Source organism: Halioglobus sp. HI00S01 (assembly GCF_001635445.1).
Classification (GTDB): Bacteria; Pseudomonadota; Gammaproteobacteria; order Pseudomonadales; family Halieaceae; genus Halioglobus; species Halioglobus japonicus.
In genome coordinates this window covers 1-12256 of the sequence record NZ_LWEE01000413.1, presented here as the reverse complement: position 1 = coordinate 12256, position 12256 = coordinate 1, and the positions used below count along the sequence as shown (strand labels likewise).

The 12256-nt window shown below is 57.7% G+C and carries 13 protein-coding genes and 1 tRNA gene; 2 read left to right on the top strand and 12 right to left on the bottom strand.

What is annotated here, in order from left to right; genetic code table 11:
* Nucleotides 1-11 precede the first annotated feature (11 nt).
* The 6 genes from A3709_RS21990 to A3709_RS21965 form a co-directional block, all read right to left on the bottom strand.
* Nucleotides 12-1016: a phytanoyl-CoA dioxygenase family protein gene (locus A3709_RS21990; RefSeq protein WP_066059792.1), complete on the bottom strand. Its 1005-nt coding sequence runs from the start codon at nucleotides 1014-1016 to the stop codon at nucleotides 12-14.
* 8 nt (nucleotides 1017-1024) lie between these two features.
* Nucleotides 1025-2071: a phytanoyl-CoA dioxygenase family protein gene (locus tag A3709_RS21985; RefSeq protein WP_066059790.1), complete on the bottom strand. Its 1047-nt coding sequence runs from the start codon at nucleotides 2069-2071 to the stop codon at nucleotides 1025-1027.
* 76 nt (nucleotides 2072-2147) lie between these two features.
* A complete protein-coding gene (locus A3709_RS21980; RefSeq protein ID WP_156507907.1) occupies nucleotides 2148-3977 on the bottom strand; it encodes a sulfatase-like hydrolase/transferase in 1830 nt (609 codons plus the stop codon).
* 97 nt (nucleotides 3978-4074) lie between these two features.
* Nucleotides 4075-4824, bottom strand: a complete 750-nt coding sequence (locus A3709_RS21975) for a class I SAM-dependent methyltransferase (RefSeq protein ID WP_231871292.1) — start codon at nucleotides 4822-4824, stop codon at nucleotides 4075-4077.
* Nucleotides 4825-4898: 74 nt separating this feature from the next.
* The gene (locus A3709_RS21970; RefSeq protein WP_066059784.1) at nucleotides 4899-5936 is read right to left on the bottom strand and encodes a glycosyltransferase family 2 protein; all 1038 of its coding nucleotides are present in this window, start codon (nucleotides 5934-5936) and stop codon (nucleotides 4899-4901) included.
* Nucleotides 5937-5943: 7 nt separating this feature from the next.
* A complete protein-coding gene (locus A3709_RS21965; RefSeq protein WP_066059782.1) occupies nucleotides 5944-6663 on the bottom strand; it encodes a sulfotransferase family protein in 720 nt (239 codons plus the stop codon).
* Nucleotides 6664-6823: 160 nt separating this feature from the next.
* Here A3709_RS21965 and bamE point away from each other — a divergent pair, with 160 nt between their 5' ends.
* Both bamE and A3709_RS21955 read left to right on the top strand, forming a co-directional pair.
* Nucleotides 6824-7192: an outer membrane protein assembly factor BamE gene (gene bamE / locus A3709_RS21960; protein WP_066059780.1), complete on the top strand. Its 369-nt coding sequence runs from the start codon at nucleotides 6824-6826 to the stop codon at nucleotides 7190-7192.
* Nucleotides 7189-7773, top strand: coding sequence for a hypothetical protein (locus A3709_RS21955; protein ID WP_066059779.1), 585 nt, complete (start codon nucleotides 7189-7191; stop codon nucleotides 7771-7773). The genes bamE and A3709_RS21955 overlap by 4 nt, the downstream gene beginning before the upstream one ends.
* Before the next feature lie 60 nt (nucleotides 7774-7833).
* On the opposite strand, the gene A3709_RS21950 is transcribed toward A3709_RS21955, so the two are convergent.
* From A3709_RS21950 to tolB, 6 genes are all read right to left on the bottom strand, one after another.
* Nucleotides 7834-7909: transfer RNA gene (locus A3709_RS21950), tRNA-Lys, on the bottom strand.
* A 108-nt stretch (nucleotides 7910-8017) separates the two neighbouring features.
* The gene (gene queC / locus A3709_RS21945; protein ID WP_066059778.1) at nucleotides 8018-8695 is read right to left on the bottom strand and encodes a 7-cyano-7-deazaguanine synthase QueC; all 678 of its coding nucleotides are present in this window, start codon (nucleotides 8693-8695) and stop codon (nucleotides 8018-8020) included.
* A 4-nt stretch (nucleotides 8696-8699) separates the two neighbouring features.
* Nucleotides 8700-9389, bottom strand: coding sequence for a 7-carboxy-7-deazaguanine synthase QueE (gene queE, locus A3709_RS21940; RefSeq protein ID WP_066059776.1), 690 nt, complete (start codon nucleotides 9387-9389; stop codon nucleotides 8700-8702).
* A gap of 29 nt (nucleotides 9390-9418) precedes the next feature.
* Nucleotides 9419-10363 (bottom strand): tol-pal system protein YbgF, encoded by a 945-nt coding sequence (gene ybgF / locus A3709_RS21935; RefSeq protein ID WP_231871291.1) that lies wholly within the window; start codon nucleotides 10361-10363, stop codon nucleotides 9419-9421.
* A gap of 16 nt (nucleotides 10364-10379) precedes the next feature.
* Nucleotides 10380-10898: a peptidoglycan-associated lipoprotein Pal gene (gene pal / locus A3709_RS21930; protein WP_066059772.1), complete on the bottom strand. Its 519-nt coding sequence runs from the start codon at nucleotides 10896-10898 to the stop codon at nucleotides 10380-10382.
* Between the two features lie 56 nt (nucleotides 10899-10954).
* Nucleotides 10955-12208: a Tol-Pal system beta propeller repeat protein TolB gene (gene tolB, locus A3709_RS21925; RefSeq protein WP_066059947.1), complete on the bottom strand. Its 1254-nt coding sequence runs from the start codon at nucleotides 12206-12208 to the stop codon at nucleotides 10955-10957.
* Nucleotides 12209-12256: the final 48 nt, after the last annotated feature.

Genomic DNA, 12256 nt, shown 5'->3' with positions numbered 1-12256 from the left:
CGCATTGGAAGCTAGCGCGGCTGTTCCGGCGACTTACCGTAGCGCTCAAGAATCGCTTTTTCATAAAGAATCTCGTCACGCAAAGCCTCGTCGAGGTGGCCCTCTGGAAGTGCATGCAACGCTTCTCGCCAGCGCACTTCCTGGTAGTCACAGCTACGCCAGTAATACTGCAACTCATCGCTGTGCCAACCGCGATATATCTCGCTCCAGGGCAAGCAATCAAAATGCGGCTTTAGGCACGAAGGGGTCAGCTCAGCACCCGCAGGCTGATAGCGATAATCTACCGAAAGGCGCAGATTCTCTTCGCTGCTATTATCCAGCGCTCTGTGCAGCGTCAGTGACGGGAATAGAAGCACATCTCCCAGTTTAAAATCTGATGCAACCCAGCGACATTCCGCCAGGCGCTCATCTGTGACGGCCTTGCGATTGCCGGGCCCGAGGTGGAACTGCAGTGGTAACAGACCATAACGGTGCGACCCTTCCAGTATCGCTAGTGAACCCTGCTCCCGAGAGCAGTCTGCCAGTGGTATCCAGGCAGCCGTCAATTGCTCTGTACCCTGGTTATTCGGATAGTCCTGATGCGGCGGCGTCGACAACTCCGGTGCGCGAGGATAAACAAGCCGGGTAATGCTCAGAGGATGGGGAAAGGCCCCCGCCCCCAACAAATCCTGCATCAACTGCATGAGCTCAGATCGATGAGGCAAACTGTGCAGCGACTCCAGCCGCACCGTCTCCCGCAGCGTCGCAATATATTCCTCATCTCCCTCGCGATGAGGAAGTGATGCCACGCGCGCATTCAGCTGCTGCTCACCGCCCTGAATCCAACCGCGCCTTGCCAGAATAGCGGTCAACTGTTCACGCAATGCCCGCAGCGGCTCGACCGGCAGCAGAGAGCGGAAAAACAGGTAACCATCGCGCTCCATACGCTGGCGCAACCGCTCAGGGTCGCCAAGCAACGCATTAGCCTCAAAGAAGGGCGCTACGCTGTCCAGGTCCGACAAATCCCAATCGTTCATGACTACAGCTAGAAAAGCAGGGGCTGCTGCTTGGCCGGGGCCAGTGAATTGGCAAAGAACCAGGACTCCACCGCATAGCGATGGTTGACGTCCGCTGTCCCGAAGCCGGTACGGTGCAGGTTGTAGTGATCAAAAAATACCGCATCGCCTGGCCGGAAGTGCGGACGCTCAACCGCACAGTGCTCAGCCAACTCGTCGACAACACCCTGCCCGACCGTCCAGTCAAAGGGTGCGCCATGTGTCCCGGTGGGGTAAATTTCCCGGTTATTATCAGCGAGGATATCGATACCCGGAGCCTCTGCACCTTCACCACAATCCGTTAGCGACACCCACAGATTCACAGTGCGAATATCCTCACCCATAAACTGCCCGTCCTGATGCCATCCAGACTCCGCGCCGTTATTCGGAGGTACACAACGCAGTACCCATTTGCGCACCGACAGCGAGGCCGGCTCACCAAAATACGCCTGCAACAGCTCGGGCAATCCCACGCTGCGATAAAACTCCTGCATGGCAAACGCCGCCTGCGGTGAGTCCACCGCCCAAACGGATCCCGAATTAGTGTACTGATTGCCACCCAGCGTACCGAACTGCACAGGGCCGCCAGAAACCATTTCAGGCCGCGCAAACTGGCGTTGGTAGTGATCAGGGTCGCCACCCTCGGAAATGGCCTTACGCGCCTTCAGGGCCTGATCGATAAGGGTCCGGGTTGCTGCAACGCGCTCCGCATCCATCAGCCCACGTACTATCAGCCCACCCTTGCCCAGAATACCCGAGCGCAAGGCCTGCGCATCCAGATTTGCAGCTTCAATCTCAGGCAAGCCCTGGGCATCGGCAAAACGGTTATCGTGCTCAAGACCCCAGGAAATTTCTCCGTGACTGGCGGCCGCGAAACCTTCAATGGCGTAATTCAACATCTGGCGCTCGAAGACTGCCTGCCCCGCCTGGCGATTCTCTCGGGCGAGATACTCAATCGCGGCGCGGAACTCATGCTCCGCTGCCAACTGCGCTGCCGTCTGGAGTACATGCTCAATTCGACTATCGGTACCGTTCATACTTCTCTCTGCGGGCCATACGCGGCCTCATTGTTCATTGTCAACGCGCCATGCTAGCGCCCTTGTCGCTAAGTTGTTATTGACCTGGCTCAAGCAAAACCTGGTTTACCTCGTCGCACAGACCACGCGTCAGGTCTGACACACCATTGCGCGTCCAGGGATCGGCCACGTCGTCGGGCACAACCATTTCATTCACGATAACAGGTTGGCCCAGGAGACCCCCAAATGACGCCTTGCCCTGTGCGTTGGCGCCCAGGTAGGTTGGCGCAGAATAGGAATCTACCGGCGGTGGTGGTCGCGATATACGGGTGCTGGCCACTCGCTCATCGCCAATGAACAACTCCAGCACGGCATAGGCTTTACTGGGTGCAATATGGCTAACGTTAAAGTCTGCGGTCACCACCAGCGGCGTACAACGACCACTGGGCGGAGCAGCACTCTCTAACGTCAGGCCCGCCACGTCAAGATAGAGCTTTTTGCCCTGCAGCCAGAACCGCCAGTGCCCGGGCTGCTCGGCAATCATCTGTGCATCGCTCGAGTGGCTGTCGGCCGGGGTAACAGCGATGGCAAAACTGAAACCGCCCGCGCCGGGTGTGCGCTGAAAGTCTTCACCACGCAAGACCCCACCACCCGCTGCGCCGTGACTATCGAATGGCAGATCCAGGGTTCTCGCCGCCATGCGCCACTGCTGGAAACTGTCAATATTCCCGGCGAGAATGTCCGGCCGCTCAGCGGCAAAATTTTCGCTGCCCGCACTATCCGTTTGTAAATCATTGAGAACGGGGTCGCCGAGAAAATTGCGATGCACCCGCCACCGCCCGTCCGCAGACAACATCGACCAGGCAGGTTGGCTGGATGTGCCGCTGTCCCAGAACAGTGGCCGGGCGGGCAATGCCTCGCCCTCGGCCAGTGCACGCAAATCACGCTTCAGAAGGCCGGCAGGCAGATCGCTGCCCCCAGCTATCGCCATCGTAGGCAGATAGTCGAGGTAAGACACCATCGTATCGTCAGCTGTGCCACCGCCCAATCCATCCGGCCAGCGCACAATAAGAGGGGTGCGCACACCGCCCTCCTCAAAAGTCATCTTCGTGCCCGAAAAGGGCGAATTACTATCGATTTGCTTGGCTGTGCCGCCATTGTCGCTCGTGACAATAACCAAAGTGCTTTCAGCAAGCCCGACATCGTCCAACTTCTCTAATACGCGACCAATATTGCTGTCTAACTGGGCCAACATGGCTTGGTAGTGCCCCACGGGGGTGTCTACAAACCGGTCTGCAAAATCAGCGGCTGGCTGCAACGGATGGTGTGGCAGGNACAGCCAATAATTCAGAAACCAAGGTGCGTCGCGCTGAGGGGNTGATGCGACGAATATCAGCACCTCTTCCAGAAGAAGTTGAGACAAGTGGCCCTGGTACGCGCGTGGAAATTCGTTGTCCCGCTGCAGCCAGGGGTTGCTATACACCGGCCGGGCAACCTTGAATTCAGGCGGCTCATGTGGGCCTTGCAAAAAGGACTGCGAGAGAAACCCATAGAAGGTATCGAAGCCCTGAGCAAGCGGCCAGGCGGCCTGGGAGACATATCCTAAATGCCACTTGCCAACATGGTGAGTACTGTATCCTGCCTCGCGGAGTAACTCGGGTAACGTGTCCACCTCCGGAGCAATACCTGTTCCCTGGGGGCGAAAGCCCCGTCGCAGCGGTGAGGTCCCCGTCAGAATACCGGCGCGACTGGCGGCGCAGGTACTGTCGACATAATTGCGGGTATAGCGAATACCCTCGTTGGCGAGCTGATCCAATGCCGGTGTCAGGCTAACTCCAGCGTCGGGGCGATTCGCCCCCAGATCGGCATAGCCCATATCATCGACAAGAATGAACAGGATATTGGGCTTGTCGGGTATTGCTGGCAACGCTGGATCCTGCCCGCCACAACCCGCAATGAATAAGAGCGCAAACAGGACCAGAGACGAGCGCGTTAAGGCTACCAATTCAGCACACCCTGACAATTCAGGCCTGAGCGCGGTCTTCGTTACCGGCCTTGCCTTGCCCGCCTTTTTTGTTACCCCCGGCCATCGCCTTAAAGCGGTTGGCCTGGCGCCGCGTCTCTAGGAAGTGCGAGGCATGGACATACAGCTGCTTGAGCTTGCGGCGCTCTCCTTCGTCCTCAGAAAACAGCAGCTGCAGCAAAGGGTGCTCTGGTGCAGTGCGATCGCCACCAGGCTTGCGCAGCACACCGAGGCCAAAGCCGTGGTCGAAGCGGAAGGTTTCAGGGTGAGTCGCCTGCAATTCGTCAAAGTACTTCCAGGCACCGAAATCCTTGATGCGCGCCATCACATCGTGAAACAGCACAATGCCACCCGGGCGTACTTTCGGATACCAGTTGGTGAAATCCTCCTGCACAGCCTCATAGGTGTGCAGACCATCGATGTGCAGCAGATCAACCGTCTCGTCATCGAAATGATTGAGCGCCTCGTTAAAGTACATCTTCAGCAAATAGGTAATGCCGCGATAGTGGTCGCGAGCGTGTGTGGCCACATCCTGATATATCGAATCGTCATAGGCGTCTGTATGCACATCGCCTTCCCAGCAATCTACGCCATAGCACACACCTTCAATGTCGTTCTCGATCAGCGACTGACAGAAGGTAAAGAACGAGAGACCGTTATAAACCCCCAGTTCCACCGTCATTTTGGGGCGGATAGCCTCCACCAGGTCGTAGGCGAACGCCAGGTGATCCACCCAGGTACTGAAAACCATACGTTTGGGTTCAAAACGCTGAAGTGAGGGTGGGAAATAAATACTCGAGGACATAAGTTAAATCGCTTTCGTTTTCAGACTCTTCCTGAGCCTGACTTTACTACGGAAAAATTGGACGCGTCGGAATCCTGCCGTCCATCGCGCTGGGCCAGTACTGGCTCTGTTGAGGCCTGCACAAATCGCAGGACCTGATCCGGCAGCTCACCGAGAAATACCGGCGTGGACACCGGGCTTGTGTAGGCCTCGCCACGGATATCTTCGTATTGGTCCTTGATCTCTTTCATCAATGCTTCTCGCTTTGAGCGCGCCTCACCGCCAGTAGTCACGCCACCATGGAACTGGTGAAAGGTGCCCTCACCGAGAAGCACAACGTGTTCCATACCGGGGAATTCACAGGCGCGTTTGTAGAGATCGAGATTCACCAGACCCCCACCGCGGATATTGAAGCGAATATCTATGCCGCCAAGGGCAGCCCAGATATCACGAGGAATACTGATACAATTGCTCTCGCTATTCGGGCGGAAAAAGCCCGGCGCACAGGAGCCGCTAAAACAGGAAATATCGAACAAACGATAGCCTTCCAGAGGCCAGCCAATAGAGCGAATCAGGGCCCGGTCCTGCTCGACACCATAGCCCTGTTCAACAGCGTCCTGTTGCAGCTCACTGCCGATATGATAACCAGGCACGGTAACCACCGCTTTGTCATGCAGTCGGTGCCCGCGCAGAATATTGCGCACTACCCCGGGCGTCACCATGCGGGCGCCATCGATCATAACGCACACATACTGACCTCGGCTGATACCTGCCCCATGATTAATCGCATGCACCGGTGTCGGCTCGCGTTCGTGTCGCAGGTGGTACGTAAAATTATCAGGCAGGGTGCGCAGGAAGTCGGGATTCAGATTACGCTCAGATTTGTTTTCAACCACGATAACTTCGTAGTCGAGTTCACTAACCCCTTCCTGATACTGCGGCGTGAGCGATTGCAGTGTGCGCTCTGCCTGCTCAGGCATGTCGTAAACAATGACGATAAAACTGACCAACGGCCGACTCTCGTCGCGGGGAATGGCGGGTATATCGCCATTAATTATTTTTCTAAGATGCCCAAGCATCAGGACCTCACTCAGCCAGACGCTGCAGCTTTCGATACAGCCGGCGTATATTCCAGGGTAGCGGCGTCCCTTCTCCACCCTGCGCGGATTTTAGCTGCTGTTCATAGAAGGCACCTTCTCCGGCATCCAGCCCGAGATCGCATAGCACATTGCGCAGCTTTTCTTGAAATATATCCTGCGCTTCATCGAAACACAGAATGGGAAACGGCTGCTTGCGATACGCTCGCAGCAGCCGACGGTTATACTGCAGCCATAACTCCAGGCCCGTGGCCATTGGCAACTCACTGCGGTTATGGAGTGACTGGGCGACTACCATCGGATGACGGAATATGCCGATATATTGCATGTGAGGGAACAGCGATTGCCAGCCCTCCAGTGTCAGCAGCGTACGTGGATCCTTGAATCCAAAATAGTTGAACCGTGCGTACTCCTGGAATAGCCCTCTGGCGGCATTCAGCTGGTCTTGCGACCACTGGATCACGTCCACGGGCTGGTCCCAGCCGCCCCCATTGGCCATGAGCACCGCATCATTGATATCGACGATGTGCTGATTTTCGCGATTGCCCTTGAGATTGTGCGGATTCCACGTGGAATGGTCACCCAACTCCAGCCCTGCTTCCTGCATGGAGCCGGTCAGGCAGCTGGTGCCAGAGCGGTGCATACCCAGCACGCAGACAATTTTCTGCGGGGCATTGCTACAGGTCGCTGCGGCTTGTGTGCTACTCATAGTACTCGCGGAATAATCCCGGGCCTGTTTTAGGCGCGGTAATAATATTGAAAAACAACTGAAACAGTATATAGATTAGGCACTTGCGTGACTACATCCGCTCTCAGCGTGATATCCAGGCTGAGAGGGGGGTCACAACCACCATCAGGAGAGCCGTGAAATGAACAAACCCACCCACATCGCTATCGCAGCCTTGATGCTTGCGCTACTGAGCGGCTGCGCCCAGTACGACAACCGGCGCGGCGTGCTCGACAACTGGCAGGCCATCGAATCAACGACATTCACCCGGGGGGAGACCACACGCCAGCAGGTATTGAGCGCCCTGGGCCCACCCTCGCAAATTGTCGCCCTGGGGGACGAAACGGCACTGTACTACCTCTACGAACAGAGCAAGGGGCAGGGACTGGTGCTGATGGTCTACAACCGTTTCAAGCTGGACACCCAATACGATCGCGCGGTGTTCTTTTTTGATAGCGACGATCGCCTGACCGACTACGCCACTCAACTGGCCACAGGGGACGAGCGTTGATAGCGCGCCTAACTGTCCTCGCGCTGGTCGTGCTGCTGGGCGGCTGCACGCGCTGGACCTATGACCTGGGCGAGCCACTGGCGCAGACTGACGTTCCCGCGAAAGGCACCCCCCTGGGTGAGGTTATTGCCAGACTGGGCCCGCCGCTGCGATTGTCAGCGACACCTCAGGGCTATGTCATGGCGTGGGAACACTGGGTAATTGGCGAGGATTCGCTGGGCCTGAGCCTCGGCCCCCTAGGGCTCGATTTGCTGGCCCTGGACCTGGGCGCCGCCCGGGTGAGCGGCGAGTTTCTGGTGCTGCAGTTTGATCGCAATCGGCAATTGGCTGATGCGAGTTTCTCCACCTGGAATGAAAATGCCGGCCAGGGGGCGGCCCTGCAACCCTCGTTTGGACTGGTCGAGGTGGTCGATGTCAGTGACCTCACGGGCGCCCTGCCCACCCATCGCTGGGGCGCGCTGGGCCTGAAACCGTTGCCGGAGTCCCTGAACACCCATTCACCTGAGTCTGGCCAGGATGGCCTGGAACAGCGCGGCACTCCGCGCGGGGCCGGACAGCGCACGCTGGAGTACGACGACTGAGCGCAGTGCTAAATCACGGGCAAAAAAAAGCCCACCCCGTACGGGGTGGGCTTTTTTGTTTGGTGGGCCGTGCTGGGCTCGAACCAGCGACCAATTGGTTAAAAGCCAACTGCTCTACCAACTGAGCTAACGGCCCTGAATCTTGGGACACCGAAGTAGGTGGCGCCCCCAGAGAGGTGCGTATAGTAATGATTTAGCGGCAAAAAACAAGCGTTTGCCAAAAATATTTTCCGCCGTAACAAACTCAATAATACCGGGTGGGATCTGCCACCCCGGCGTCGACAAAACCCTGCTGGCGCAGTCGACAACTGTCACACTTACCACAGGCGCGGCCGTCTGCGTCGGCCTGGTAACAAGACACTGTCAGCGAATAATCCACTCCAAGGTCCAGGCCTGCCGCAATGATATCTCCCTTCCCCATATCCATTAAGGGTGTATGAATGGTCAGCTTCTGCCCCTCAACGCCAGCCCGTGTCGCCAGGTTAGCCATTGCTTCAAAGGCAGCAATATACTCCGGACGACAGTCGGGGTAGCCGGAATAGTCGACCGCATTAACGCCAATAAAAATGTCCTGGGCGCCCAACACCTCAGCCCAGCCCAGCGCGATCGACATGAACACCGTGTTTCGCGCCGGCACATAAGTCACCGGAATACCCTCGGTTTCCTCTTCGGGGACATCGATATCCGTATCAGTCAGGGCAGAGCCGCCAATGGCGTCCAAGTTCAGGTTAACCACCTTGTGCTCAACATCACCCAGGGCTGTAGAGACCCGATCGGCTGCCAACAGTTCCGCCCGGTGGCGCTGGCCATAATCGAAACTGAGGGTGTAACAGGCGTAGCCCTGGGCCCGAGCCATGGCCAACACGGTGGTGGAATCGAGGCCGCCACTGACAAGAATGACGGCGCGCTTATCACTACTCATGGTTTCAGTGTCCTGGTTCGTCGTTCCAGAGGATCTTGTGCAGCTGTAGCTGCATGCGCACTGGCAGGTTATCCTCGAGTATCCATTCGGCGAGTTCGCGACCGCTGAGCTGGCCGTGACTCGGCGACAGCAGTACCTCAGCCACGCGCGTGGCCAGCTGATACTCTTCCAGCTTAAAACGCATCCACTCGTAATCTGCCCGATCACAGATCACGAACTTCACCTGATCATGGGGTTTCAGCAACGGGATATTAGCGTAATCATTGCGCGACATTTCTCCCGAGGCCGGCGTTTTCAAATCAAGCACCGTCACCACCCGCGGATCGACGCCGGTCAGCGGCATTGCCCCGCCGGTTTCCAATGACACCTCGTAGCCCGCATCACACAACCGGATAAGCAGCGGCAGACAATTGGGCTGCGCCAGCGGTTCTCCTCCGGTGACAGTGACATAGCGCGGCTGCCACTCGGCCACCTTGGCAGCAATGTGGTCGAGCGTAAATATCTCACCGCCGCTAAAGGCGTACTCGGTGTCACAGTAAACGCAGCGCAGTGGACAGCCGGTCAGGCGTACAAATACCGTGGGCAGACCAACCGTACGGGTTTCGCCCTGCAGCGAGTAGAACATCTCGGTGAGGCGCAGTGTCGGCGTTGTATCAAGGGTGGAGTCAGTGGATTGTGGAGCGTGATCGGACATAGGAGGAGCGCGCCCTGAGGCGCGCGGAATCAGTAGTTCTGAGCAAGGAAATCCCGGGCCAGTTTGACCGCGGAACTGCTGGTGTTACCGTATTGGCTGATGACGCGCTCCATGTGCTCACGGGCGCGCTCGCGATTGCCCTTCTCGAAGTACACTTTGCCGAGCTTGTACATGGCATCCGGTGCCTTACCGTTCGTGGGGTACTGATCGAGTAGCAAGGTAAAGGCCTGCCGTGAACCTTCCAGATCACGGGGCTGCACCACCAGATAAAGCTCACCCAGCCAATAATGAGCATTGGGTGCATACTTACCATCCGGATAAGCGCGCAGGAAATCATTAAATGCCGTCACGGCCTGGTCAAACTGCTGGCTGCGAACCAACGAGTACGCCGCCTTGTAGGCCTGGGCTTCGCCGGGGATTTCCGCAGCGCCGCCACCTATAGCGCCACCCCCTACTGGAGCTGGAGCAACCTGAGTACTGCCACCGCTGGCCGTCGGGGCACTACCGCCGCCCGCACTCAGGCGCTTGTCGAGGTCGACATAGCGCTCAAGGCTCTGGGCCTTGAGAATTCGCAGTTCATTGGCCTGCTCTTCCACCATGCCGTTGAGCCGCATCACCTCCTGCTGCAACTGCTGGACCTGCAGGAACAGATTGCCGACATTGCCCTGGCCACCGACGGCCTGGGAGGTCATCTGGCTTGCCGGGGGCGGTGTCGCTGTTGACGGCGCCGCAGGGGCGCTATTAACCCCGTAGCTGGTGGCCGGGTAAGTCTGGGCAGGCTGGACGCTGTAGGGATCGCGGCTGGCCGGCGTGGCGTAAGGGTCTGACACAGCGGGCTGTGCCGGAGCCGATTGCGGTGCGGACTGGCGCCCACTGCGCTCGGCTTCCACATCCACATAGTCTTGTGCATGGGCCACAAAACAGAACGGGCTGGTCACAATGACCAGCCCGCCCGCCACAAGCCATTTGCTCATGCCTGTCATAGCGCGATTACTTCAGTTCAACGCGCCGGTTCTGTGACCAGTTGGCTTCACCGGAACCGTAGGCGTTGGGACGCTCTTCACCGTAGCTGACTGTCTCAATACGTGAGCCAGCAACACCATTCACTACCATGTAGTCTCGCACCGCGTTGGCACGACGTTCACCCAGAGCCATGTTGTACTCGCGAGTACCACGCTCGTCAGTGTGACCTTCCAGGCGAACGGTTTCGTTGTTGCCGGCCAGGTAAGAGATGTGGGCATCCAGAGCAGCGATAGCTTCGGGCTTCAAGGTGTAGCTGTCGTAGTCGAAGAAGAAAACACTACCGGCAGCAATTGCTGCGTCACGGAAGCGCTGCTGCTCTGCCTGCTGTGCAGCGAGAGCCTCTTGCTCGGCAATGCGTGCCGCCTCGGCTGCCGCTGCCGCGGCTGCTGCTTCTTCTTGCTCCTTGGAATTACCGGAACAAGCTGCCAGGAATGCTGCTGCAAACAGCAGTGTAATAGCCTTACCGGCAACAGGTAGTTGTTTCATAATACTCTTCCTTAAAAGAACTTGGTTTCTATAATCTTAGCTTCTAAAGAGCGCTATCAGCGCTCCATATAAGGTGACCATGCTGGCTCCCGCACGTCGCCCTCTCTCGAAGGCAGGCGGAACTTTACTCCCCCATCGACAGATACCGCGGCGAGTATCCCGCGACCTGCATGTTTCGTTGCGTACAATACCATGGAACCATTGGGTGCGATACTGGGAGATTCATCCAATTCAGTAGAAGTCAGCACCTGCAAACGGTTGGTCACAAGGTCGTGGATAGCAATGTGGAAACGGCCATTTACCTGGTGCACCATGACCACATTGCGACCGTCCTGGGCGACTCTGGCACGAGCGTTATAAACACCTTCATAGGTGAGTCGCTCGGTATTGCCGGTACGCATATCGTACTTGTAGATCTGCGGACGGCCACCGCGATCCGAGGTAAACAATAGTGTCCTGCCGTCCGGCGTCCAGGTAGGTTCGGTATCGATAGCGTAGTGGCGCGTCAGCCGCGTCAGTTGCTTGGTGGCGAGATCCAGCAGGTATATATCCGGGCTGCCGTCCTTGGACAGCACCATGGCCATACTGCGGCCATCCGGCGACCAGGCCGGCGCACCATTGAGGCCCTTGAAGTTGGTCAATTGCTCGCGTGCGCCACTGGACAAATTCTGGCGATAAATGGCCGGGCGCCCGGTTTCAAAAGACACATAGGAAATCTCGCTGCCATCTGGCGACCAGCCCGGGGCCATAATTGGCTCACGAGACTCCAGCAGCACAATCGGGCGGGCACCATCGGAATCCGCCAGGGTGAGGCGATAGTAGTCCTTGCCGCCCTCCACACGGGTCACAGACACGTATAACAGGCGAGTGGCAAAGGCGCCGCGAATCCCCGTGAGCTTTTCATAAACACCGTCAGCCACCCGGTGAGCAATCATGCGCGCCTCGTTAATCGGCCCGGTCTCAACACCCTGGTAAACGCGCGCCTGGCGGGTCACGTCATACAGCTCGTATTCCACACGCAAATCCTGGCCCGAGGCAGAGGAGCGACCGATCAGAATGTATTCCGTATCCAGCGCTCGCCAGTCACGGTAGAAGATGTCGCGCTCGATGCTGGGGCGCCCCAGCATCTCGGCGCGGCCCACCGGTGCGAACTGGCCGCTGCGTGCGAGATCACTGTCCACGACCCAGGCAATATCTTCCGGCGCCGGGCCAGGGCCCCCCCAGGCAAAGGGCACCACTGCAATCGCGGTGGGATCATCCACACCCTGGGTTATTTCAATTGTAAGTTGAGCCCGTGCATTCAACGCCATCAGTGCCAGAAGCACGGGCTCAACTTACAATTGAAATAACCCAGGGTG